Annotated in this window: 23 protein-coding genes; 12 read left to right on the plus strand and 11 right to left on the minus strand. The window is 70.4% G+C overall.

Going from position 1 to position 22,260, the window contains the following annotated elements:
* Positions 1-42: 42 nt before the first annotated feature.
* Both ACF088_RS02165 and ACF088_RS02170 read left to right on the plus strand, forming a co-directional pair.
* Positions 43-981, plus strand: a complete 939-nt coding sequence (locus ACF088_RS02165) for a beta-ketoacyl-ACP synthase III (protein ID WP_392373460.1) — start codon at positions 43-45, stop codon at positions 979-981.
* A 64-nt stretch (positions 982-1,045) separates the two neighbouring features.
* Positions 1,046-1,483, plus strand: a complete 438-nt coding sequence (locus ACF088_RS02170) for a VOC family protein (protein ID WP_392373461.1) — start codon at positions 1,046-1,048, stop codon at positions 1,481-1,483.
* A gap of 39 nt (positions 1,484-1,522) precedes the next feature.
* Here the strand turns inward: ACF088_RS02170 and ACF088_RS02175 are convergent, their stop codons facing one another.
* From ACF088_RS02175 to ACF088_RS02185, 3 genes are all read right to left on the minus strand, one after another.
* Positions 1,523-1,756 carry a hypothetical protein gene (locus ACF088_RS02175; RefSeq protein WP_392373462.1) on the minus strand — a complete coding sequence of 78 codons (234 nt, stop codon included), beginning with the start codon at positions 1,754-1,756 and terminating at the stop codon, positions 1,523-1,525.
* 115 nt (positions 1,757-1,871) lie between these two features.
* Positions 1,872-2,792, minus strand: coding sequence for a glutaminase (locus ACF088_RS02180; RefSeq protein ID WP_392373463.1), 921 nt, complete (start codon positions 2,790-2,792; stop codon positions 1,872-1,874).
* Positions 2,793-2,802: 10 nt separating this feature from the next.
* Positions 2,803-3,555 carry a helix-turn-helix domain-containing protein gene (locus ACF088_RS02185; protein WP_392373464.1) on the minus strand — a complete coding sequence of 251 codons (753 nt, stop codon included), beginning with the start codon at positions 3,553-3,555 and terminating at the stop codon, positions 2,803-2,805.
* A gap of 193 nt (positions 3,556-3,748) precedes the next feature.
* Between ACF088_RS02185 and ACF088_RS02190 the strand changes: the two genes are divergently transcribed.
* Both ACF088_RS02190 and ACF088_RS02195 read left to right on the plus strand, forming a co-directional pair.
* Positions 3,749-3,988 carry a hypothetical protein gene (locus ACF088_RS02190; protein WP_088799906.1) on the plus strand — a complete coding sequence of 80 codons (240 nt, stop codon included), beginning with the start codon at positions 3,749-3,751 and terminating at the stop codon, positions 3,986-3,988.
* A gap of 88 nt (positions 3,989-4,076) precedes the next feature.
* Complete coding sequence (locus tag ACF088_RS02195; protein ID WP_392373465.1) at positions 4,077-5,009, plus strand: 1-aminocyclopropane-1-carboxylate deaminase/D-cysteine desulfhydrase; 933 nt, start codon at positions 4,077-4,079, stop codon at positions 5,007-5,009.
* A 109-nt stretch (positions 5,010-5,118) separates the two neighbouring features.
* On the opposite strand, the gene ACF088_RS02200 is transcribed toward ACF088_RS02195, so the two are convergent.
* Positions 5,119-6,720, minus strand: a complete 1,602-nt coding sequence (locus tag ACF088_RS02200; protein WP_392373466.1) for a Na+/H+ antiporter — start codon at positions 6,718-6,720, stop codon at positions 5,119-5,121.
* A gap of 59 nt (positions 6,721-6,779) precedes the next feature.
* Here ACF088_RS02200 and ACF088_RS02205 point away from each other — a divergent pair, with 59 nt between their 5' ends.
* The 4 genes from ACF088_RS02205 to ACF088_RS02220 all read left to right on the plus strand — a co-directional run bounded on the left by ACF088_RS02205 (position 6,780) and on the right by ACF088_RS02220 (position 9,269).
* Positions 6,780-7,040, plus strand: coding sequence for a UBP-type zinc finger domain-containing protein (locus ACF088_RS02205; RefSeq protein WP_392373467.1), 261 nt, complete (start codon positions 6,780-6,782; stop codon positions 7,038-7,040).
* A gap of 32 nt (positions 7,041-7,072) precedes the next feature.
* Positions 7,073-7,561 carry a GNAT family N-acetyltransferase gene (locus ACF088_RS02210; RefSeq protein WP_392373468.1) on the plus strand — a complete coding sequence of 163 codons (489 nt, stop codon included), beginning with the start codon at positions 7,073-7,075 and terminating at the stop codon, positions 7,559-7,561.
* A gap of 291 nt (positions 7,562-7,852) precedes the next feature.
* Entirely contained in the window at positions 7,853-8,266 is a 414-nt protein-coding gene (locus ACF088_RS02215; RefSeq protein ID WP_003985353.1) for an anti-sigma factor, read from the plus strand.
* Between the two features lie 43 nt (positions 8,267-8,309).
* The gene (locus ACF088_RS02220; protein ID WP_392373970.1) at positions 8,310-9,269 is read left to right on the plus strand and encodes an RNA polymerase sigma factor SigF; all 960 of its coding nucleotides are present in this window, start codon (positions 8,310-8,312) and stop codon (positions 9,267-9,269) included.
* A gap of 151 nt (positions 9,270-9,420) precedes the next feature.
* On the opposite strand, the gene ACF088_RS02225 is transcribed toward ACF088_RS02220, so the two are convergent.
* The gene (locus tag ACF088_RS02225) at positions 9,421-9,882 is read right to left on the minus strand and encodes a hypothetical protein (RefSeq protein WP_392373469.1); all 462 of its coding nucleotides are present in this window, start codon (positions 9,880-9,882) and stop codon (positions 9,421-9,423) included.
* A gap of 95 nt (positions 9,883-9,977) precedes the next feature.
* Between ACF088_RS02225 and ACF088_RS02230 the strand changes: the two genes are divergently transcribed.
* Positions 9,978-10,961 carry a diacylglycerol/lipid kinase family protein gene (locus tag ACF088_RS02230; RefSeq protein WP_392373470.1) on the plus strand — a complete coding sequence of 328 codons (984 nt, stop codon included), beginning with the start codon at positions 9,978-9,980 and terminating at the stop codon, positions 10,959-10,961.
* Between the two features lie 319 nt (positions 10,962-11,280).
* Entirely contained in the window at positions 11,281-11,538 is a 258-nt protein-coding gene (locus tag ACF088_RS02235) for a WhiB family transcriptional regulator (RefSeq protein ID WP_003983230.1), read from the plus strand.
* A 178-nt stretch (positions 11,539-11,716) separates the two neighbouring features.
* Here the strand turns inward: ACF088_RS02235 and ACF088_RS02240 are convergent, their stop codons facing one another.
* Entirely contained in the window at positions 11,717-13,189 is a 1,473-nt protein-coding gene (locus ACF088_RS02240) for a sensor histidine kinase (protein WP_392373971.1), read from the minus strand.
* Positions 13,190-13,950: 761 nt separating this feature from the next.
* On the opposite strand from ACF088_RS02240, the gene nagB reads away from it, so the two are divergent.
* Positions 13,951-14,733: a glucosamine-6-phosphate deaminase gene (gene nagB, locus ACF088_RS02245; RefSeq protein WP_392373471.1), complete on the plus strand. Its 783-nt coding sequence runs from the start codon at positions 13,951-13,953 to the stop codon at positions 14,731-14,733.
* Positions 14,734-14,907: 174 nt separating this feature from the next.
* Here nagB and ACF088_RS02250 read toward each other — a convergent pair whose 3' ends face one another.
* Complete coding sequence (locus ACF088_RS02250; RefSeq protein WP_392373472.1) at positions 14,908-15,078, minus strand: hypothetical protein; 171 nt, start codon at positions 15,076-15,078, stop codon at positions 14,908-14,910.
* Positions 15,079-15,778: 700 nt separating this feature from the next.
* Here ACF088_RS02250 and ACF088_RS02255 point away from each other — a divergent pair.
* Positions 15,779-16,948, plus strand: coding sequence for an RICIN domain-containing protein (locus ACF088_RS02255; protein WP_392373473.1), 1,170 nt, complete (start codon positions 15,779-15,781; stop codon positions 16,946-16,948).
* A 253-nt stretch (positions 16,949-17,201) separates the two neighbouring features.
* Here ACF088_RS02255 and ACF088_RS02260 read toward each other — a convergent pair whose 3' ends face one another.
* From ACF088_RS02260 to ACF088_RS02275, 4 genes are all read right to left on the minus strand, one after another.
* A complete protein-coding gene (locus ACF088_RS02260; RefSeq protein ID WP_392373474.1) occupies positions 17,202-18,764 on the minus strand; it encodes a glycoside hydrolase family 3 protein in 1,563 nt (520 codons plus the stop codon).
* 8 nt (positions 18,765-18,772) lie between these two features.
* Entirely contained in the window at positions 18,773-19,612 is an 840-nt protein-coding gene (locus ACF088_RS02265; RefSeq protein WP_392373475.1) for a carbohydrate ABC transporter permease, read from the minus strand.
* On the minus strand, positions 19,609-20,649 hold the full coding sequence (locus ACF088_RS02270; RefSeq protein ID WP_392373476.1) for a carbohydrate ABC transporter permease: 1,041 nt from the start codon (positions 20,647-20,649) through the stop codon (positions 19,609-19,611). Before ACF088_RS02270 ends, ACF088_RS02265 begins: the two co-directional genes overlap by 4 nt.
* A 121-nt stretch (positions 20,650-20,770) precedes the next feature.
* Entirely contained in the window at positions 20,771-22,039 is a 1,269-nt protein-coding gene (locus tag ACF088_RS02275) for an extracellular solute-binding protein (RefSeq protein WP_392373477.1), read from the minus strand.
* Positions 22,040-22,260 lie beyond the last annotated feature (221 nt).

Below are 22,260 nucleotides of genomic sequence, written 5' to 3' on the forward strand. Positions count from 1 at the left end.
TGAGACTGGTGACATACCGCCCACCCACGTACAGGGGATTTCATGACCGGGTCACGCGTCCTGGCTCTCGGCCATTACCAGCCCTCCCGCGTGCTCACCAACGAGGACCTCGCCAAGATCGTCGACACCGACGACGCCTGGATCCGCAGCCGGGTCGGCATCCGCACCCGCCATGTCGCCGCCCCGGACGAGACCGTGGACGCCATGGCGTCCGCCGCCGCGGCCAAGGCCCTGGCCGGCGGCGGCCTGGCCCCGCAGGACATCGACCTGGTGCTGGTCGCCACCTGCACGGCCACCGACCGCAGCCCGAACACCGCGGCCCGGGTCGCCGCCCGGCTCGGGCTGGACGCACCCGCCACGATGGACCTCAACGTCGTCTGCTCCGGCTTCACCCATGCGCTGGCCACCGCCGACCACGCCATCCGGGCCGGTTCCGCGACCCATGCGCTGGTCATCGGGGCGGAGAAGTTCACCGGGGTCGTGGACTGGACGGACCGCTCGACCTGTGTCCTGGTCGGCGACGGAGCGGGTGCCGCGGTGGTCAGTGCCTCGCCCGAGCCGGAGATCGGTCCCGTGCTGTGGGGCTCGGTGCCGCAGATGGGCGGTGCGGTGCGCATCGAGGGCGAGCCGGCCCGGTTCTCCCAGGAGGGCCAGACCGTCTACCGCTGGGCGACCACCCAGCTGCCGGCCATCGCCCGCACGGTGTGCGAGCGCTCCGGGATCACGCCCGCCGATCTTGCCGGCGTGGTGCTGCACCAGGCCAACCTGCGGATCATCGAGCCGGTCGCGGAGCGGCTCGGCGCGGTCAACGCGGTGGTCGCCAAGGACGTCGTCGACTCCGGGAACACCTCGGCGGCCTCTGTGCCGCTCGCCCTGTCCAAGCTGGTCGAACGCCGCGAGATCAGCTCCGGCGCTCCGGTGCTGCTGTTCGCCTTCGGCGGCAACCTCTCGTATGCGGGACAGGTCATCCGCTGCCCGTGAGGCGGGCACCGCCACGTCCGTTTCGTTCAAGACCGCGGCACGGCGGGCGCCCTACGCTCGCCGCATGACCACCACGCCTTCCGCCACCCCTCCTTCCTCCGCCACCCCGTCCACACCGCGGTTCGCCGCCATCGGCATGGTCGTGGCCGACATGGCCGCGGCCCTCGCCTTCTACCGCCGCCTCGGCCTGGACATCCCCGCCGACGCGGACCGCGCCCCGCACGCCGAGGCGCAGCTCCCCGGCGGTCTGCGGCTGATGTGGGACACCCACGAGACCGCGCGGGCCGTCGACCCGGACTGGACGCCGCCGCAGGACGGCACCCCGACGGGGCTGGCGTTCGAGTGCGCGGGCCCCGCCGGGGTCGACGCCGTCTACGCGGAACTCACCGCCGCCGGCCATACGGGCGAGAAGCCGCCGTGGGATGCCTTCTGGGGGCAGCGCTACGCCGTCGTACAGGACCCGGACGGCCATGGGGTCGATCTGTTCGCACCGCTGCCGTAGGCGTGCCCTGGCAGGACTCCGTCAGGTGTGCCCTGGGCCCTAGCCGATGTCCCCGGGGTGCTCGCGGAGGTACATCGCGCCGCAGCTGTGGCAGAAGGGCTCTCCCTTGGGCGTGCCCCAGACCTCGGCCGTCTGGGTGGCGGCGGCCGGTGCCAGCTCCCGCCCGCACATCGCGAGGGTGCCGTCCAGCCGCACCATGTGCCAGATCTTCACCGGCGTGTCCGCGTGCGGCAGGACGCCTTCCTCGTACTCGGCGCGCATCTCGTGCTCCATGGCGGTGCACCTCCTACGCCCACGATGCGCCAGCCGCCGGGCGGCCACAACGGCAACGGGCGGCCGGGCCGACGGCCGAAAGGACCCGCACGGGGCGGTGCCGGTCATCCGCCCGTCAGAACACCGACCATCCCGTCAGCGTCGTGAAGTGGTCCAGTGCCGCGGCGCCCGCCACCGAGTTGCCGCGGGCGTCGAGTCCGGGGCTCCATACGCACAACGTGCAGCGGCCCGGGATCACGGCGATGATGCCGCCGCCGACCCCGCTCTTCGCGGGCAGCCCGACGCGGTAGGCGAACTCCCCGGCCGCGTCATACGTCCCGCAGGTCAGCATCACCGCATTGATCCGCTTGGCCTCGCGGGCCTCCAGCAGGCGGCGGCCGTCGGCGCGCAGCCCGTGGCGGGCGAGGAAACCGCCGGCGACGGCCAGGTCCCGGCAGCTCATCTCGATCGAGCACTGCCAGAAGTAGTGCTCGATGACGCTGGGGACGGGGTTCTCCAGGTTGCCGAAGGACGCCATGAAATGCGCCAGCGCGGCGTTGCGGTCGCCGTGTTCGGCCTCGGAGTCGGCCACCGCCTGGTCGAAGGCGAGGTCCGGGTTGCCGCTCTCCTCACGGAGGAAGTGCAGCATCGAGGTGCTGGCATCGCCGGTGAGGGTCTGCAGCCGGTCGGTGACCACCAGCGCGCCCGCGTTGATGAACGGGTTGCGCGGGATGCCGTCCTCCGCCTCCAGCTGGACCAGCGAGTTGAACGGCGTACCGGACGGCTCGCGGCCCACCCGCCGCCAGATGTCGTCGTGGCCGCTGTGGCTCTCCGCCATCACCAGCGCCAGGGAAAAGGTCTTGGAGATGGACTGGACGGAGAACGGGACCTCCCAATCACCGACCCCGTACACCTCGCCGTGAATATCGGCCACCGCGATCCCGAAGCGGTCCGCGGACACCTGTTCCAGGGCCGGTATGTAGTCGGCGACCCTGCCCTGTCGCACGTACGGCCTGGCGTGGGCCGCTACCTCCTCGAGAACGGCCTGGTAGTCCATGACGGACACGCTAACCCGGGGCGAGCAGCACCCCCATCGGGGCCCCCGCCAGCGCCTTCACCTCGCGGGCGAGATGCGCCTGATCCGCGTATCCGGCGCATGCCGCGACCTGTGCGCGCGGCATCCCGGAGCGCGCCAGATCGAGCGCGCGGACGAACCGGAGCACCCGGGTCAGGGTCTTGGGGCCGTACCCGAACGCGTCCAGGCTGAGGCGGTGCAGCTGGCGTTCGCTGAGCGCGACGGACCTCGCCACCTCGGCGACGGGGGCGCCGCGGGCGAGTGCCGCGGCGACGGCGGCGGTGCGACCCCCTGTCGTGGTGGCGTCGGCGTCCTGGAGACGGACCCCGGCTGCCTCCTCCAGGACGCAGCCGACGCCGCCGACACCGCCCGTGTCGCTCCCGTCGCCCGGCGCCCACGCCGCCGCCAGCCGCCCGGCCAGCTCCCGGACCCGGCCGGCAGGCCACAGCTCCGCCAACGGCACCCGCCGGTTACGCAGCTCATGGGCCGGTACGCCGAAGACGGCCGGCCCCTGCCCCGGTGCGAAGCGCAGCCCCACGAAGCGGGTACCTCCCGTGCCCTCCAGGCCACGGGGGCTCTCCAGGCCGTGGGGGCCCTCAACGCCATGAGGGAGGACGCCAGGGACGACACCTCCCGGGAGATGCGGCCCGGTGTCCGGGCCGGCCACCAGCAGCCGGCCGCCCTCGCTCCAGATCAGGTCCATACAGCCGTCGGGCAGCACCGGCCGGGCCGAGGGGGTTGCCATGCGGCTCCACAACACCGCGCCGCCCACCCGCGACGCCCGCTCCCGGTATCCGCCGGATACCTCGGATACGCCGGATACGCCAGGTGGCTCATCCGAGTCGCGTTCTTCGCCCATATCCCCCAGCCTGGCACGGGAACCCCACGGCCGTCCGCGCCGTTGATCCCTTACGACACGGACCTCATGGAGGTGGCACATGTCAGGGTTTCTCGACCGCGCGAAGGAACAGGCCCAGAGCGCACTGAACCAGGGCAAGCAGAAAGTCGACGAGGTGCAGCAGAACCGCGCCGGCAACGAACTGCTGAGAAAGCTGGGCGCCGCGTACTTCGCCGAGCGGCGGGGCAGCGGTTCGCCCGAGGCGACCCAGGACGCACTCAACACCCTGGAGGCGCATGTCAACGCGCACGGGGACGCGTTCCTGCACACGAGCGGGTAGCGCACACCCTGTCAGGGGTGGGCACGATCCGGCACGGTGAGGGCATGAGGGCACGGTCCCACCGTCAGGGCGCAGGGCGCCCGGGACAATGGGCAGTGTGACCCGCACCGCCCCCGGCCCGCTGCCGGATCCGCACGCCCTGCGCCCGCGCCTGCCCTCGCCCCTCCAGGAGATCGAGCACGAGCCCTTCGCGCGCCGCGGCGTACGGCTGCTGCTCAAGCGGGACGATCTGATCCACCCGGATCTGGCGGGCAACAAATGGCGCAAGCTGGCTCCGAACCTGCGCGCCGCGGCCGCCGCGGGCGACCGCGCGCTGCTGACCTTCGGCGGCGCGTACTCCAACCACCTGCGGGCCACCGCCGCGGCGGGCCGGCTGCTCGGCTTCGCCACCATCGGTGTGGTCCGTGGCGACGAGCTCGCCGCCGCACCGCTCAATCCGTCGCTGGCCCGCTGCGCCGCCGACGGTATGCGGCTGCACTTCCTCGACCGGGCCCGCTACCGCCGCACCGGAGACCCGGACGTGCTCGCCGCTCTGCACGACCGCTTCGGCGCGTTCCGCGTCATACCGGAGGGCGGCAGCAACTCCCTTGCCGCGCAGGGCTGTACCGAGCTGGGCCGGGAGCTGCGCGGGGCCGCGGGCACCGTCGCGGTGGCTTGCGGTACGGGCGGCACCCTGGCCGGGCTCGCCGCGGGGCTGGGGCCGGGGCAGCGCGCCCTGGGTGTTCCCGTACTCAAGGGCGGCGATCCGCACTTCCTCCAGGAGACGGTCGGGGAACTGCAGCGCGCGGCGTTCGGCGGACCGCGCGGCGACTGGCGGCTGGACGGCCGCTTCCACTGCGGCGGATACGCCCGCCGCACCCCGGAACTGGACGCGTTCGCGGACGCCTTCGAGGAGCGGCACGGACTGCCCCTGGAGCGGATCTATGTCGCCAAGCTGCTGTACGGGCTGACGACGCTGGCCGAGGAGGGCGCCTTCTCCCCCGGCAGCACGGTGGCCGCAGTGATCACCGGTACGCCCTGAGCCGAGCCCGGGCCGGGCCGCAGCAGCAGGTCCGGCAGCCGTGGCCGCTCCCCCGGTCCCCCGACCGGGCCCCGCCCGCGGCCGTGCCCCTCCCCGCCCGCCACCCCGGCTACGAGGCCTCCTCCCGGTAGGCCGTCGCCTCCTCCAGATCCAGCCTGCGCAGCAGCGTCCGCAGCATCTCGTCGTCGATCCGGCCGACGTCCCGCAGCTGGACGAACACCCGCCGCTCGGCGTCGATCATCTCGCGGGCCAGCCGCCGGTAGGTCTGGTCGGCGGACTCCCCGGTCACCTCGTTGACCGCGCCGAGCCGCTCCCACACGGAGTTGCGGCGCCGCTCCATGATCGTGCGCAGCCGGTCGGCGAGCGGCCCGGGCAGGGCGTTGCGCTCGTCCCGCAGGAGTTCCTCCAGACGCTCCTCGGCGGCGCGCGAGGCCTCGTTCTGCGCCTGCGCCTCGGCGAGCGTCTCTCTCTGCGGGTCCGGTCCCGGCAGCTTCAGCGCGCGGATCAGCGGTGGCAGCGTCAGCCCCTGGATGACCAGGGTGGCGATGACCGTGGTGAAGGTCAGGAAGAGCACGAGGTTGCGGGCCGGGAGGGCACCGCCGCCGGGCACGGTGGCGGGGAGCGAGAACGCAATGGCCAGCGACACCACGCCGCGCATCCCGGCCCAGCCGACGACGACCGGGGCCTTCCAGTCCGTGTCCGGCTCACGGGTACGGATCCGGGCCGACAGGGCACGTGGCAGATAGGTCGCGGGAAAGACCCAGACGAAGCGGGTCAGGACCACGACGAGGAACATCACGGCCGCGTACCAGAGGGCCTGCGCCGCGCCGAACTCTCCCAGTCCGCGCAGCACGACCCGCAGTTGCAGCCCGATCAGCGCGAAGACGGCGGACTCCAGGACGAAGGAGACCACCTTCCACACGGCGTCCTCCTGGAGCCGGGTCTCGAAGTCGACCTGCCAGGAGCGGTGCCCCAGATAGAGGCCGACCACGACGACGGCGAGCACCCCGGAGGCGTGCAGCTGCTCGGCCGCCGCGTAGGCGAAGAACGGGATGAGCAGCGAGAGGGTGTTCTCCAGCAGCGCCGACTCGCGCAGCCGGATGCGCAGCCAGTGCAGCGGCACCATCAGGACGACACCGATGCCGATGCCGCCCAGCGAGGCGACGGCGAACTCCTTGATCCCGTCGCCCCAGGTGGCGCCGACCCCGAGGGCCGCGGCCAGCAGCACCTTGTAGGCGGTGATCGCGGTGGCGTCGTTGAACAGCGACTCGCCCTGCAGGATCGTGGTGATCCGGTGCGGCAGCCCGAGCCTGCGGGCGATGGCGGTGGCCGCGACGGCGTCCGGCGGGGCGACGACGGCCCCCAGCACGAGCGCGGCGGTCAGCGGCAGACCCGGGATGACGAGGTACGCCACATAGCCGACCGCCAGCGTCGCGAACAGGACATAGCCGACCGACAGCAGCGCCACCGGCCGCAGATTGGCCCGCAGGTCCAGGTACGAACTGTCCAGTGCCGCGGTGTGCAGCAGTGGGGGCAGCACCAGGGGCAGCACGATGTGCGGATCGAGGGTGTAGTCCGGGATGGCCGGGATGTACGACGCCGCCAGGCCCGCGGTCACCAGCAGCAGCGGCGCGGGGACAGGGGTACGGCGCGCCAGTCCGGCGACCGCCGCGCTCCCCGCGACCAGCAAAAACAGCGGCATCACTGCCATCGGACCCGTCCCGTCCCCGAACCCTTCGCCACCCGTCCCGGCGATCTAACCTGGCCATCATGAGCGAGTGCACGCATGTTCCCGAACTGCCGCGCCCCGTACCGGCCGCGCTGAGCGCCACCTGCCTGGAGTGCCTGGCCGCCGGCAGCCATCCCGTACAGCTGCGGAAGTGCCTGGTCTGCGGCCATGTCGGCTGCTGCGATTCGTCGCCGTACCGGCATGCGACCCGGCACTTCGAGGAGACCGGTCACCCCGTGATGCGGACGCTCGAACCGGGCGAGTCCTGGCGCTGGTGCTTCGCCGACCAGAAACTGGTGTGAAGCCTCCCCGGACGCCCGTTTAGCCTTCACCCATGATCCGCGAAGCGACCCCCGACGACGTCCCCGTCATCCTGGCCATGATCGGCGAGCTGGCGGCGTACGAGCGTGAACCGGAAGCCGCGCAGGCCACCGGTCCTCAGTTGAAGGGGGCCCTCTTCGGGCCGCAGCCGGCCGCCTTCGCGCTGATCGCGGAGGCCGACGGCGCCCCGGTCGGCTTTGCCCTGTGGTTCCGGAACTTCTCGACGTGGACGGGTACGCACGGTGTCTACCTGGAGGATCTGTACGTCCGCCCCGAGGCGCGCGGCGGCGGCCACGGCAAGGCGCTGCTCGCGGCCCTCGCGGAGATCTGCGTGGCCCGTGGATACGAGCGTTTCGAGTGGTCAGTCCTGGATTGGAATGAACCGTCCATCGGTTTTTACCGGTCGATCGGTGCTCAGCCCATGGACGAATGGACGGTCTTCCGGCTCACTGGAGAGGCACTGCACAACCTTGCGGGCACCTCGCGCGTCAACGGAGCGTAATCGGCATCGATTTGACAGTGCACACCCCTAGCCACTGTCCGTACCCGTGGCTTTACAATCAGTGACAGTGAGGGCGCCGGGCGGACCGGGGCCGGATCGCGCCGGACGGCAGCCGCGCTCCTTCCGGGCGACACCGGCCCACAGATCGCGATAGCGTCACAGCCGAACCATGTGTCGCGCCGGATCGTTCTCCTTTCGTCCGAGGGGAGAAAGGACCGGCAGGAATATCCCGAACAACGCGAATATCGCGCATTTCCAGCTCAACCAGCTTGTGCCACCTTGGAGGTGAGGGTGTCCCAGATCGCAGGCGAGCCCGGGACTCAGGACTTCGTGGAAGTCCGTCTGCCCGCTGCGGGTGCCTACCTGTCCGTGCTGCGTACGGCCACGGCCGGACTCGCAGCCCGCTTGGACTTCACCCTCGACGAGATCGAGGATCTGCGCATCGCGGTCGACGAGGCGTGCGCGATCCTGCTGCAACAGGCGGTCCCCGGCAGTGTGCTGAGCTGCGTCTTCCGCCTCATCGACGACGCACTGCAGGTGACCGTGTCGGCCCCGACAACCGACGGCCGCGCCCCGGAGCGCGACACGTTCGCCTGGACGGTGCTCTCCGCACTGGCCGGCAAGGTCGATTCCACGGTCGCCGAGGACCGCACGGTCACCATCAGTCTGTACAAGGAGCGCGGCGCCGGTCCCGGACCGTCATGACCGAACAGGGGGCCCCGTGAAAGATCTCGAACGCGGCGGGCGGATGGCGTCCAGTGCGACCATCCCCGAGCAGCAGGCCCGGCCGCATCCGGTGGGCGTAGACGACCACGGCGGCCGGTTGGATGCGGCGGAGCAGGCAGAGCGGGCGGACCACATGGAGCAGAGCGAGCAGCCGGGGCAGCAGGCGCATCAGCACGATGCGCCGGCCCCCGAACACCAGCTGCAGGATCAACAGCATTCGCACGAGCCGCACGACCGCAGCGGCGCCCGGGCGCTGTTCTACGAGCTGCGCACGCTGCCCGACGGCTCCCCGGAGCGCGCCGAGCTGCGCAACGCCCTCGTCCGTATGCACCTCCCGCTCGTCGAGCATCTGGCCCGGCGCTTCCGCAACCGTGGTGAGCCGCTGGACGATCTGACCCAGGTCGCCACCATCGGTCTGATCAAGTCCGTGGACCGTTTCGACCCGGAGCGCGGCGTGGAGTTCTCCACGTACGCCACCCCCACCGTCGTCGGCGAGATCAAACGGCACTTCCGTGACAAGGGCTGGGCGGTCCGCGTCCCGCGCCGCCTCCAGGAGCTGCGGCTGTCGCTGACCACCGCGACCGCCGAGCTGTCCCAGCGGCACGGGCGCGCACCCACGGTCCATGAGCTGGCCGAGCATCTGGCGATCTCCGAGGAGGAGGTCCTGGAGGGGCTGGAGTCGGCCAACGCCTACAGCACCCTCTCCCTGGACGTCCCGGACACCGACGACGAGTCACCGGCCGTCGCCGACACCCTCGGCGCCGAGGACGAGGCGCTGGAGGGAGTGGAGTACCGCGAATCCCTCAAGCCGCTGCTGGAGGACCTCCCCCCGCGCGAGAAGAAGATCCTGCTGCTGCGCTTCTTCGGCAATATGACCCAGTCGCAGATCGCCCAGGAGGTCGGCATCTCCCAGATGCACGTCTCCCGCCTTCTGGCCCGCACCCTCGCCCAGCTGCGCGACAAGTTGCTCGTCGAGGAGTGAGCGACGACTGAGCGGGGCGGGCGGGGCTCTTACGGGCTCCGCCCCTCGTGCGTCCGGCCCCGGTTCCTCGCGTCAGGCCCGGTCCCTCGCCTCAGGCCCGGTCCCTCGCGTCAGGTGCTCCCGTCCGGACGGGCCGCATCCGGGACGGTCCTCAGGGCGTCTCGCGCGGCCCGATGCCCAGCGCCTCGGTGGCCGTCGGATTGACCAGCAGGACGAGCACCACCAACGCGGCCACGGCCAGCCCGGCACCGGCCGCGATCAGCGCACCACCGCCGTTGACCAGCGTCCAGGCCACCGGCAGCGCCACGATCTGGGTGATCAGCGAGGGGCCGCGGCTCCAGCGGCGGCGCAGCCACAGCCCCCGCGCGGCCACCAGCGGCAGCACCGCGAGCGCCAGGACCGTCAGCCCGCCCATTTCCGCCTGCTGCGGACTGTCCGGCGAACCGGCGAGTCCCACGAACAGCAGGTACCCGCCGAGGGCGGCCAGCGCGAGCCCTTCGACCGCGGTGAGCGCCGCCGCGGCGCTCAGCCGGGTGGGCCGCGGGCCGGTCGGCTCGGGCGCGGTGGGGGCGCCGGCGGCTCGGGACACGGACTGCTTCTGCTGACTGCTCACCCCAGCAGGGTAGCGCCGGCGCCCCGGCCGCCGGGGCCGCCCCGGAGCCGGACGGGACGCATGGCCGGTACCAGCAGGTAGGTACGCTGCTCCATATGCGCGCACTTCTCGTGGTCAATCCCGCAGCAACCACCACCAGTGCCCGCACCCGTGAGGTACTCACCCACGCGCTCGCCAGCGACCTCAAGCTGGAGGTCGCACAGACGCAGTACCGCGGGCATGCCCGTGATCTTGCCCGGCAGGCCACCGAGGGCGGGGAGACCGAGCTGGTGGTGGCGCTCGGCGGCGACGGCACGGTCAACGAGGTCGTCAACGGTCTGCTGGCCAATGGCCCCGATCCGGACTCCCATCCCCGGCTGGCCGTCGTCCCCGGCGGCTCCACCAATGTCTTCGCCCGCGCGCTCGGGCTGCCCAATGATGTGGTGGAGGCGACCGGCGCCCTGCTGGACGCGCTGCGCGACGGCAGCGAGCGCACCATCGGCCTGGGGCTGGCCGCGGGCACACCGGGGACCGACGACGAGGGCGTACCGGAGCGCTGGTTCACCTTCTGCGCCGGCTTCGGTTTCGACGCCGGTGTCGTCGGCCGGGTGGAGCAGCAGCGCGAACGCGGCAAGCGTTCGACCCACGCCCTGTACGTGCGACAGGTCGTACGGCAGTTCCTGGGCGAGGCGAACCGCCGGCGGGGCATCATCACGCTCGAACGCCCCGGCGGGGCCGAGGGCTCCGCCGAGCGCGACGCGGACCTCGCGCTGGCCATAATCTGCAACACCGCTCCGTGGTCCTACCTGGGCAATCGGCCGATCTACCCGTCCCCGGACGCCTCGTTCGACACGGGCCTGGATCTGTTCGCACTGAGCAAGCTCTCACCGCCCGCGGTGACCCGGTATGTCACCCAGCTACTGACGTCAACACCCGAGCGCGGCCCCCGGGGCAAGCACGCACTCTCACTTCACGACCTCACGAACTTCACCTTGCATTCGCAGGTTCCCCTGCCGTTCCAGATGGACGGTGACCACCTGGGGCTGCGTACGAGTGTGACGTTCACAGGCGTTCGCCGTGCACTGCGTGTGATTGTGTGAGCAGTAGGGCCTAAAGTCCTTTCACTCGAACGTTTAGACTGGTTTCCACCCCCTGGAATGACGGCTGTGAGCTAGGCGACACCAAGGAATCAAAAAAAACTTTCCAGAAGGGGTTGTATCCGCAGCCGAGGTTTGCGAGTCTCTTCATGGCGATCGGGACGGCCGCTTTACCGGCCCCCTTGAGAGCCCGAATCCCCTCCTCATTCCACAGGACCGCGCCAGTTCACCACTGGAGTTCGGCCCTTCACTTGTGGAGGGATTCGTGAAAGCGTTCACATTCACAAGCAACGATCCCGTCACACGAGGAGATGGAGCAGCCATGGACTGGCGTCACCGCGCCGTTTGCCGCGAAGAAGACCCCGAGCTCTTCTTCCCTATCGGCAACACCGGTCCTGCGCTCCTGCAGATCGAGGAAGCCAAGGCCGTCTGCCGCCGCTGCCCCGTCATGGAGCAGTGCCTGCAGTGGGCGCTCGAGTCCGGCCAGGACTCCGGCGTCTGGGGTGGTCTGAGCGAGGACGAGCGCCGCGCGATGAAGCGCCGTGCCGCTCGTAACCGGGCGCGCAACGCCAGCGCCTGAGCCAGTAGCCCCGTGGCCCCCGAGCCGCAGCGCGCAGTACCCCCGATGCACCCCCGGAGCTGACAAGCCCGGTCGTTATCGCATCGCAAGAGCTTTGAGCCCCGGACCGGATGGGTCCGGGGCTTGCTGCTGTTCGGGGCCCGGCGGCGGCCGGCGAACCCGTCGGCCGGGCCTGCTCTCAGTGCTGCTTCTCGGCACGCACCGGTACGTCGAGGATGACCTGGGTACCGCGCTCGGGCGCCCGCACCATGTCGAACTTTCCGCCCAACTCCCCTTCTACCAGGGTCCGTACGATCTGCAGCCCCAGGTTTCCGGCACGATGCGGATCGAAGCCCTCGGGCAGGCCGCGGCCGTTGTCCTGGACGGTGACCAGCAGCCGCGGCTCACCACGGCTGCCGCCGCGTACCGCCCCGACCTCGACCGTGCCGTGCTCCGCCTGGTCGAAGGCGTGCTCCAGGGCGTTCTGCAGCACCTCGGTGAGCACCATCGACAGCGGGGTGGCCACCTCGGCGTCGAGGATGCCGAAGCGCCCGGTGCGGCGGGTGGTCACCTTGCCCGGGGAGATCTCCGCGACCATGGCCAGCACCCGGTCCGCGATCTCGTCGAACTCGACCCGTTCGTCGAGGGTCTGGGACAGGGTCTCGTGCACGATGGCGATCGAACCGACCCTGCGCACGGCCTCGTTGAGGGCTTCGCGGCCCTGCGCGGAATCCATGCGGCGCGACTGCAACCGCAGCAGCGCGGCGACAGTCTGCAAATTGTTTTTCACCCGGTGGTGGATTTCCCGGATGGTGGCGTCCTTGGTGATCAGCTCCCGCTCGCGACGTCTCAGTTCGGTCACATCGCGCAGCAAAACCAGCGAACCGCTGTGCGTCCCCTTGGGTTTGAGCGGAATGGCGCGCAATTGAATGACGCCTTCGTCACCTTCGACCTCGAATTCCCTGGGGGCCCAGCCGCTGGCGAGCTTGACCAGCGCCTCGTCCACCGGGCCGCGGGCGGGCGCCAGTTCGGCGGTGGCCTGACCGAGGTGATGGCCCACGAGGTCGGCGGCGAGGCCGAGCCGGTGGTAGGCGGAGAGCGCATTGGGGCTGGCGTACTGGACGACGCCGTCCGCGTCGAGCCGGATCAGTCCGTCGCCGGCCCGCGGCGAGGCATCCATGTCGACCTGCTGACCGGGGAAGGGAAACGTTCCGGCAGCGATCATCTGGGCGAGGTCGGACGCGCTCTGGAGGTAGGTGAGCTCCAGCCGGCTGGGGGTGCGCACGGTCAGCAGGTTGGTGTTGCGGGCGATCACACCGAGCACCCGGCCCTCGCGGCGCACCGGGATGGACTCGACGCGGACCGGAACCTCCTCGCGCCACTCCGGGTCGCCCTCCCGCACGATGCGGCCCTCGTCCAGGGCCGAGTCCAGCATCGGACGGCGGCCACGGGGAACGAGATGGCCGACCATGTCGTCCTGGTAGGAGGTGGGGCCCGTATTGGGCCGCATCTGAGCGACCGATACGTAGCGGGTGCCGTCGAGGGTGGGAACCCACAGCACGAGATCGGCGAAGGAGAGGTCGGAGAGCAGCTGCCACTCCGAGACCAGCAGATGGAGCCACTCGAGGTCGGTGTCGCTCAGAGCGGTGTGCTGGCGTACGAGATCGTTCATGGAGGGCACGTCTTGGAGCCTACCGGCGTACGGTGTACCTGTTGACTCTGCACGGCCATGGACAAGCGAGAATGGTCTAGTCCAGAATTCAGCAGAAGGCCTCCGCTCTCCCCGCACAGGAGAGCGGAACGAGGCCGAAGGCGCTCTCTGCCCTGACTGCGCCGAGGCCTCCGATCGACCGGTCCCTGGACGGGACCGTGCCCCTACCGCACACAGGGGCACCTTCCGCCCGCAAGGCGGGGCCGGCCGATGTCAGCTCCGGGCTGCGGTGCCGGACAGGTTGAGGGTCCTGTCCCGGCGCCGCGGCCCGCGGGTGTTTTCGGGGCCTTCCCCGTGCGATGCCGCCCCTCACCGCCGCCCGGCCTTTCCGCGGGTGGTACCGGCCACCGGCCCCGCCCCGGCCACACCGGCAACGCCGGCTCGGCGATCGCTTCCGGTTCCGTGCGCTCCGCACCGTCCGGCGCCGCCGGGACATGTCCTGGATCGCGGCACCGGCAGCGGCGGTCGGCGTGTCCGCTGCGGCGTCGGCAGGAAGCTCGCCGGAGGCGGTATCCGCCCGGACGGCGCGGGGGATCTGCCGGACGTTCGGCCGCCGCATCTCCCGGAGCGGATCGGCAGCTTCGGACAGGTGACCGACGCGCCATCACCCCGACGGGAAAATGTGCCCTTTTGTTTCGGAAGTGCCGCCGGGTCTCGTGGCCCCCGCTCTGATAGATTGGTCTATACCACATGACACCATTCTCCAGAACGGCAGGCCAAGCGTGGAAGTTGTCATCGTTCCGGACGCCATGGCAGGCGGCGAGCTGATCGCGGGGACCCTCGCCGCCCTGCTGCGCCGTAAGCCAGACGCGCTGCTCGGTGTGGCCACCGGCTCTACCCCGCTGCCCATTTACGAGGCGCTGGCGGCGAAGGTCCGGGCCGGGGTGGTGGACGCGTCACAGGCGCGTATCTGCCAGCTCGACGAATATGTCGGCCTGCCGGCCGGGCACCCCGAGTCCTACCGTTCGGTGGTCCTGCGCGAGGTGGTCCGGCCGCTCGGCCTCGGCGAGGACTCGTTCATGGGGCCCGAGGGTTCGGCCGAGGATGTCCAGGCCGCCTGCGAGGCGTACGACCGTGCGCTGCGTGAGGCCGGCGGTGTGGACCTCCAACTGCTCGGCATCGGCACGGACGGCCACATCGGCTTCAACGAGCCGTGTTCATCGCTCGCTTCGCGTACCCGTATCAAGACGCTGACCCGGCAGACCCGGGCGGACAATGCCCGGTTCTTCGACAGCCCCGACGAGGTGCCCCACCACGTCATCACCCAGGGCATCGGCACCATCCTGGAGGCCCGCCATCTGGTGCTGCTCGCCACCGGCGAGGGCAAGGCCGACGCCGTGGCGCATGCCGTCGAAGGCCCGGTCGCCGCGCTGGTCCCGGCTTCGGCGCTGCAGCTCCACCCGCATGCGACGGTCGTCGTGGACGAGGCCGCGGCCGCCAAGCTGAAGCTCGCCGACTACTTCCGCGCCACCTACGCGGCGAAGCCCACCTGGCAGGGCCTCTAGAAGCCGGACCGGCAGGGCTGGCCAGGTACCTCCGGTACCGCATCAGGCAACCTTCGGCCCCTGTTGACGGGCCGCCTGGTTGCCGTGCCGGGCCACACCCAGTCGTCGCCGGCGCCCTCGCCCGGCCGGCCCCCGGCCCGCCCCGGCCCGCCGTCACCGCTCACGCCGGGATCGCTACACCGCAGTGTCGTCCTGCCGTGTTCCGGCCGCGCCCCGTGGTGGGTCCACGCGTTCGAGCGTGGTCCGGCCTCGCTTCTCCAGCAGCTCGATCAACCGACGGGCCGGCGGTGCGGTGTCGAACGCCAGGGTGTCCAGCAGCGTGACGAGGTCGAGAAACTCGATCACCTCAGGGGCAGTGCCAGGTTGTCCCCGGCGGCGAGTCGCACGCCGGAAGCCGCAAGCCGACTCCGCAACTTCCTCTTCCTTCCGGCTGGGCAGAGGGCGCAGTAGCTCCGTGGGGCCATGGCACGCGGCCGTATCCGAGGGCCGTCAATGCGCCCTACGCCAGCGGCCCTTGGCGTCGTAGCCTGCCGGGATTGCCGAGAGACCTCGTTGTCGTCCTCGACGCCCCCACGGCTGAGCGTCCTGCGCTCGTTGCCGGGGTCCTCGAACCGCTTGCCGAGCACGTCGGCGCACTGCGAGATGACCTCATCCACCGTCAGGAGGTCGGGCGTGGTACGGCGACGGTTGAGGAACTTCTACCGCCGCCTTGCCCGAGGAATCTCTGCACGACTGATCGCACGAACGACGCCTTCAGGCCGGAGGTGGGGCGGCGCGGGACGCCCGAGCCGACCTGCCACCGGCAGCGACAGCGGCGTGCGCGCTGCGCCGCAATCGTGTTCGTCATCCGTCAGTTGAAGGATGTATAACCGGCCGCCCGCGCCTACGTTGTCGATCGCGTTACGGCAGATCAGACGGACCAGGCGGACGGGGTGAGCTGCTGCCCGGTCGGCGCCTTCGGCCTGGAGACCGTGCCGCGGGTACCGCTCGGGGCGCCTGACCCGGCCCCACGAGCACGGCTTACGGAAAATGAGGAAAAGGGACCATGACCGTTGAGATGACCCCCCGGAGCCCGGGGCCGCGCATGACCGCCGCGGTGCTGGCGGTCCCGGTTGCGGCGCTGGGAATCGCGCTTTCGCCGCTCCACACGGTGGCCGCGCACGCGGACACCGGAAGCACCGCCGCAGAGATCCCCGTCTCCATATCCACGTCGGCGCAGAACGGCTCCCTCGCACTCCGCTGGGGCAACGAGTACGCCGGTGGGACGACCTACGACCTCTGGAACAAGGACGACTCGGCACAGCAGAAATTCAAGATCGTTCCCAATGACGACGGCACCTTCCGGTTGGTCAACGGCAATTCCAGCAAGTGCCTCGATCTGTCCAGCGCCACCTACCCCGATGACCTCAGCGAGTCGGGCTGCGGTGACACCGATGCACAGAAGTGGTACCTCCAGCCGGTGAGCGGCGCAGCTGCCGACGCGGGTACGTATCTGATCCGCCACGTCGGCGACAACAAGTGCATGAAGCCCCTCCACAGCGTGGGCGCCGCCTCCATGGTCGGAGCCCGTGACTGCAGCCGCGGCGACGCGACGCAGAATTGGGCCCTCGCCGCCGGAACCGAGGATGCGCAGCTGCGCACACTGGCCACCGTGTACGCCCTGAAGCAGTTCGACGACAAGTCGAGCGTCATCCCGATGGCCGACTACACGGTGGATGACAGCACCACAGCGACCCTCGGCGACTTCCAGAACGTGACGACCGAGGGCGGGCGGGTGATGAACGGCACGAGCGACATCATGGACAAGCAGGTGAATTGGAGCCAGACCACTGGCTACACCTACACCGCGGGCGGATCCGTCACCACCACGGCCGGTGTGACCTTCGGTCCGAAGGACGGGCCCGTGCAGGGGAAGGTCGACGTCGCGATCCAGGGCAACTGGTCGAACAGCTGGCGGACGGACAACACACAGGGCGGATCCGCCACCATCCACGTCAAGCCCAATCAGTACGGCTGGTTCCTGCGGGCCCAGCTGACGAAGAAGGTGACCGGCACCTGGACGATCACCAACGACCTGGGGAATTCGTGGACCGGCGTCGGCAGCGCCACCGTCCCGGCCAAGGAGGGGACCGACTCCAAGACCAGCGACTTGATCGGTTGCAGTTCTGACAGCGCTCTGCAGGTCTGCAAGGACCACGATCCCGGGCGCGCGTAGCACCGTCCGCCCCAGGAGAAAAGCCAGGTCAGACAGGGTCTGTCCGACCTGGCTTTTCGACTGAGCGGCCTTCGGGATGCGAACCCGAGGCCCAGGTGTGTGGTCCGGAGAGCTTGGCGGCATCCCCCGCCGCGGCGGCAGCCTGGCGTCGGGCGGGGCTTCCGGCGGGATGCGGCCGGATGAGGGCAGGGGTGCAGCCGGGCCCCGGCCGCCTCCGGGCGCCCCCGGTCGGCTCCGGCGGGCGCGAGCGGTTTCACTCCCCGCTCGGCGGCCTCCGGAGCCCGGTGAGGATTTCGGCGGCGGCGCGGCCGCAGACGCGGGCGGCGCCGTGGGTGGCGATGTGCGGGGCACCTCGGGGCGGGGCCTGGGGGACGCCCATTTCGACGACCGCGGTGTCGGGACGGGCGGCGAGGAGGGCGCTCAGCGCGTCGGCCATCCACGGGTGACGGTGGACGTCGCGGACCACGGCGACGACGCGGCGGTCCCCGGCCGCCGTGAGCAGACCGCCGATCAGCGCGGCGGGGCCGGCCGCGGCGGCGGACTCGGCGGTGCAGGTGGTGGTCTCGGTGCCCGGGAGCAGCCGGGCCAGTTCGGCGGCGACGCCCCAGGGGGTGTCGTCCCCCACGGCGATATTGGCGAGGGGGGTGAAGGCGGCGACATACGCGGGCGTGGCCAGGGGCTCGTACGGGCCGTCGGCGGTGAGGCGCAGGGCTCGCCGGGCCGCGGTGAGGCCGATCCCGGGTGCGGGCGCGGCCCCCTCCCCCGCACCCGCGCTCCGGGTCCAGCGCGCCAGGGACTGCACCCGTGCCGCGGCGTCGGCCAGCCGGCTCTCCGGCAGCTCGCCGTCCTGCACCGCCCGCACCAAGGCGTCCCGCAACCGCAGCACGGTGCCCTCGTCCGCCAGCCCGCCGCCCACACAGAGGGCGTCGGCACCGGCGGCCAGGGCCAGCACACCGCCGCGTTCGAGACCGTAGGTGGCGGAGATGGCCTGCATCTCCATCCCGTCGGTGACGATCAGCCCGTCGAAGCCGAGGCCGCCCTCGGCGACGGGGGCGCGCAGCAGGCCGTGCAGCGCGGCCGGGCTGAGGGTGGCGGGGCGGTCGGCGTCCAGGGCGGGCAGCAGGATGTGGGCGCTCATCACGGCCCGGGTGCCGGCGGCGATGGCGGCGCGGAACGGCACCAGCTCCCGTTGGTGGAGGGTGGCCAGATCGGCGGCGATGCGCGGCAGGTCGTGGTGGGAGTCGACGGCGGTGTCGCCGTGGCCGGGGAAGTGCTTGGTGCAGGCGGCGACGCCGGTGGACTGCAGACCCTCGACGTAGGCGGCGGTGTGCCGGGCGACCAGGTGCGGATCGGCGCCGAAGGAGCGGACGCCGATGACCGGGTTGGCGGGGTTGGAGTTGACGTCGGCGGAGGGCGCCCAGTTGAGGTTGATGCCGCAGTCGGCCAGCCGTCGGCCGAGTTCCCGGGCGACCTCGCGGGTCAGGGCGGTGTCGTCGACGGCGCCGAGCGCATGGTTGCCGGGGAAGGAGGAACCGCCGCGTACCTCCAGGCGGGTGACATCGCCGCCCTCCTCGTCGATCGCGACGAGGAGGTCCTCCCGTTCGGAGCGCAACCGGTCGGTCAGTGCGGCGAGTTGTGCGGGATCGGCGACATTGCGGCCGAAGAGGCCGACCGAGGCCAGCCCCTCGCCGAGCCGGCGCAGCAGCCAGTCCGGGGCGGTGGTGCCGGCGAATCCCGGCTGGAGGACGGCGAGCGCATTGCGGGTGAGGGTGTCGGCGGAGCGTACCGAGCGTGCAGAGCCTGCAAAAGAGGTCATGTGCGGCGTTATCCCTTCACTGCGCCGGAGGTGAGACCGCCGACCGCCTTGCGTTGCAGGAACAAGAAGAGGACCAGAATCGGGACGGCGAAGATCGAGGCGGCGGCCATGGTCGCACCCCAGTCGTCCCCGAACTGGCTCTGAAAGCGCGAGAGCCACAATGGCAGGGTGCCCATGGCCGGTTCCTTGTTGAGGACCAGCACGAGCGGGAATTCGTTCCATGCGGTGATGAAGCCGAAGAGCGAGGTGGCCATCAGACCGGGTGCCAGCAGCGGGAAGACCACCTTGAGGAAGGCCTGCCGGCGCGAGCAGCCGTCGACCATCGCGGACTCCTCCAGTTCCCTGGGCACCGCGGCGACATGGCCACGGAGCGTCAGCAGGGTGAAGGGCAGCACCATCAGCAGGTAGAAGCAGGTGAGCGGCAGCAGGCTGTTGAGCAGGTCCGCGTCCCGGACGATCAGGTAGATGGAGATCACCATGACCTCCCAGGGCGCCAGCTGGGCGATCATGAAGGTCAGCAGGATGCCCCGGCGGCCCCTGAAGCGCATCCGGGTCAACGCGAACGCCCCGCAGAGCGCGATCACCAACGAGAGGCCGACGGCGCATACGGTCACCACGACCGAGTTCCCGGCCAGCGCCCAGAAGTCGGGGGCGTTCACCGCCGTCGCGAAGTGCTCGGCGGTGCCGTGGAAGGGGAACCACACGGGGTCTTCGGTGACGATGTCCCGGGTCGGCTTGAAGGCCGTGCTGAACATCCAGTAGACGGGGAAGGCGAAGCCGAGGGCGAGGGCCAGCGCCGTGGCGTTGGGCCAGAGGCTGCGGGCCGTCGCGGAAACAGCGCGCTTCACAGCTCGTTCTCCTCTTGTCGTTCCTGTGTGAGTGTCAGACGCAGGTAGTACGCGGTCATCGCCAGCAGCACCACGATCGTCAGCAGGGAGATCGCGGCGCCCATGCCGAAGTGGAGGTTGCCGACGCCCTCGGTGAAGGCGTAGATCGGCAGCGTCTCGGTGAGCCGGTCGGGGCCGCCCTCATTGATCGCAAAGATCTGCGGGAACGCCTTGAAGACCCAGATGATCTCCAGGAACGTCGTGGCCAGGAAGAAGGGCTTGAGGAAGGGGAAGGTGACGGAGGTGAAGACCTGCCAGGTGCCGGCGCCGTCCATCCGGGCCGCTTCGTAGAGCTCCCTGGGGATGGTCGTGGTGGCGGCGTAGAGGTTCAGGGCCACGAAGGGCAGCGACTGCCAGACGATCAGTACGGTGATCACGGAGAAGGTCGACAGCTGGGTGCCGACCCAGTCGTAGTGGGCCATGGCGTGCCAGCCGGCCTGGTCCAGCAGCCAGTTGACGACGCCGTAGCGGGAGTCGAAGAGCCACTGGAAGACGGTGGTGGCGGCGATCACCGGCATGGCCCAGGCCAGCACCAGCGCGAGGGACAGCGTAAGGCGCATCTTCTTGCCGAGCCGGGCCAGCAGCAGTCCGATCAGCACACCGAGGACCATGATCAGGACGACATTGACCGCGGTGAAGACCAGGGTGCGGAGGGTGACCCGCCAGAACTGCTCGCTGCCCAGCACCTCTTGGTAGTTGCCGGTCCCGCGCCAGTCGGTGAGGTGCTGGATCAGCTCCTTCATATTGAGGTTCTGGAAGGAGAGCAGGAGGTTGCGCACCATGGGCCAGCCCAGGAAGACCGCCGTGGCGAGCAGGGCGGGCAGCAGCAGGAGATACGGGGCGCGGCGGGCGGGGGAACGAGGAGCGCGGCGGGCGGGGGAACGAGGAGCGCCGGGCGCCGCCCGCCGGCTGCCTGTGCCACGCCGCGTGGGCGGGGCATCTCCCTCGCCGGTCTGCGGCACGGTGTTGTCCACCGGGTCGTCGAGCTGCGCTGCCATGGGCCCCTGCTCCCCCTTCTTCCGCCTGTTCCGTCTTGTTCCGTGAACCTCGGTGCACCTGGTGCCGTGCCTGTGCCTGCGCCTGCGGTCCGCGGAAGGACGGCCCGCGGACAGCCGCCGGTTACTGCTGGGCGAGCCGTGCGTTGATCTCGGATTCGACGTCCTTGGCGGCATCGGCCGGGGACTTACCGCCGAGAACGGCCGTCATATAGCTCTTGATCGGGTTCGGCAGGTTCTCCACCGCGGCCCACTGAGGAATCAGCGGAGTGGTGCCACCGGACTTCTCCGCGGCGGGTGCGGCGGCCGCGGCAGCCGGATTCTTCTGTGCGACGCCGGCCAGGTCGGCGGACTTCGGGGTCCAGCCGGATTCCTTGACCAGCTGTCCGTCGTTCTGCTTCGACAGGGCGACCTTCAGGAATTCCTTGGCGAGTTCCTGGTTCTTGCCCATACCGGCGACGGCGAAGTTGGAGCCGCCGAGGAATACGCCTTCGGGCTTGGCCGCGGTCTCACCGGGGATGGTGAAGAAGCCGATGTCGTTCTTGATTTCCGGGTTGGCCTTGACGGCGGTGGCGGCCTCGTAGCCCATGGCGATGACGGCGCCGGTCTTCCCCTTGGCGAAGACCTCGCCCTGCTGCGGGGTGGCCTCGTCCTTGTTCTTGGGAGCGGTGCTGAAGGCCTGGTACTGCTTGTAGATGTCCATGGCCTTGGAGACCTTGGGGTCGCCGAGGTTGGAGACCCACCTGCCGCCCTGCTTCTTCACCAGGTCGGCGCCGGTGCCAAGAGTCAGGCCGTCGAGGAAGTACCAGTTCTGGCCGGGGAGATACAGCGGCTCGGCGCCGGTCTTCTTCTTGATGGCGGCAAAGGCCTTGAAGAGCTCGTTGCGCGTCTTGGGAGTGCCCTTGAGGCCGGCCTCGGCCCAGATCTTCTTGTTGTACATCACCACGCGGTTTCCGGCGAACCACGGCAGTGCGTACTGCTTTCCGTCCACGACCGAGGCCTTGTTGAAGGCATCGTTCCAGTCGGAGCCGATCTCCTTCTTCAGGTCGCCGAGATCGGCCAGCGCTCCGGCCTTGGCATAGGCGGCGGTCTGGGTGTTGCCGATTTCGACGACATCCGGCGGGGTGTCCTCGGAAAGGGCGGTGCTCAGCTTCTGCTGAATGCCGTTCCACTGCTGGACCTTGAACTCGACGGTGGCGCCGGTCTTCTTCTTGAACTGCTCGGAGACCTGTTTGGTCCATTGCGCCGGATTCGACCCACTCATCACCCAAACGGTCAGCTTCTGGCCCGTGAAGCCCTCCCCGCCCGACTTGCCGCCGCCACCGGCCCCACAGGCGGCGACGCTCCCCAGCATTGCCGCGACCACCGTCGCCGCTATGAGCCCACGCTTCATTGCGCTCTCCCCCCAAGACCGGGTGTGGTCTTTAATGGTTTAGACCAGCGCCCGCAGCTTGGCCTAGACCTTTTAGGGTGTCAAGGGTGTATAAGAGTCGCTGTCAGGTCCGTTACCGGACCGACATCCGACGAGCGGGGACCTGCAAGGAAGCGCGGGAACCCACCCGTGCCACGATGTGAGCCGCTACGTACGGAGGAGCCGGTGACGGCAGCACGACA

Origin of the sequence: Streptomyces sp. NPDC015125 (assembly GCF_043080045.1) — a bacterium.
GTDB lineage: Bacteria > Actinomycetota > Actinomycetes > Streptomycetales > Streptomycetaceae > Streptomyces.

Coding starts and splice junctions, on each gene's coding strand:
- ACF088_RS02165 (WP_392373460.1), top strand. CDS start 43: ATGACCGGGTCACGCGTCCTGGCTCTCGGCCATTACCAGCCCTCCCGC.
- ACF088_RS02170 (WP_392373461.1), top strand. CDS start 1,046: ATGACCACCACGCCTTCCGCCACCCCTCCTTCCTCCGCCACCCCGTCC.
- ACF088_RS02175 (WP_392373462.1), bottom strand. CDS start 1,756: ATGGAGCACGAGATGCGCGCCGAGTACGAGGAAGGCGTCCTGCCGCAC.
- ACF088_RS02180 (WP_392373463.1), bottom strand. CDS start 2,792: ATGGACTACCAGGCCGTTCTCGAGGAGGTAGCGGCCCACGCCAGGCCG.
- ACF088_RS02185 (WP_392373464.1), bottom strand. CDS start 3,555: ATGGCAACCCCCTCGGCCCGGCCGGTGCTGCCCGACGGCTGTATGGAC.
- ACF088_RS02190 (WP_088799906.1), top strand. CDS start 3,749: ATGTCAGGGTTTCTCGACCGCGCGAAGGAACAGGCCCAGAGCGCACTG.
- ACF088_RS02195 (WP_392373465.1), top strand. CDS start 4,077: ATGGGCAGTGTGACCCGCACCGCCCCCGGCCCGCTGCCGGATCCGCAC.
- ACF088_RS02200 (WP_392373466.1), bottom strand. CDS start 6,720: ATGGCAGTGATGCCGCTGTTTTTGCTGGTCGCGGGGAGCGCGGCGGTC.
- ACF088_RS02205 (WP_392373467.1), top strand. CDS start 6,780: ATGAGCGAGTGCACGCATGTTCCCGAACTGCCGCGCCCCGTACCGGCC.
- ACF088_RS02210 (WP_392373468.1), top strand. CDS start 7,073: ATGATCCGCGAAGCGACCCCCGACGACGTCCCCGTCATCCTGGCCATG.
- ACF088_RS02220 (WP_392373970.1), top strand. CDS start 8,310: ATGGCGTCCAGTGCGACCATCCCCGAGCAGCAGGCCCGGCCGCATCCG.
- ACF088_RS02230 (WP_392373470.1), top strand. CDS start 9,978: ATGCGCGCACTTCTCGTGGTCAATCCCGCAGCAACCACCACCAGTGCC.
- ACF088_RS02235 (WP_003983230.1), top strand. CDS start 11,281: ATGGACTGGCGTCACCGCGCCGTTTGCCGCGAAGAAGACCCCGAGCTC.
- ACF088_RS02240 (WP_392373971.1), bottom strand. CDS start 13,189: ATGAACGATCTCGTACGCCAGCACACCGCTCTGAGCGACACCGACCTC.
- ACF088_RS02255 (WP_392373473.1), top strand. CDS start 15,779: ATGACCGTTGAGATGACCCCCCGGAGCCCGGGGCCGCGCATGACCGCC.
- ACF088_RS02260 (WP_392373474.1), bottom strand. CDS start 18,764: ATGACCTCTTTTGCAGGCTCTGCACGCTCGGTACGCTCCGCCGACACC.
- ACF088_RS02270 (WP_392373476.1), bottom strand. CDS start 20,649: ATGGCAGCGCAGCTCGACGACCCGGTGGACAACACCGTGCCGCAGACC.
- ACF088_RS02275 (WP_392373477.1), bottom strand. CDS start 22,039: ATGAAGCGTGGGCTCATAGCGGCGACGGTGGTCGCGGCAATGCTGGGG.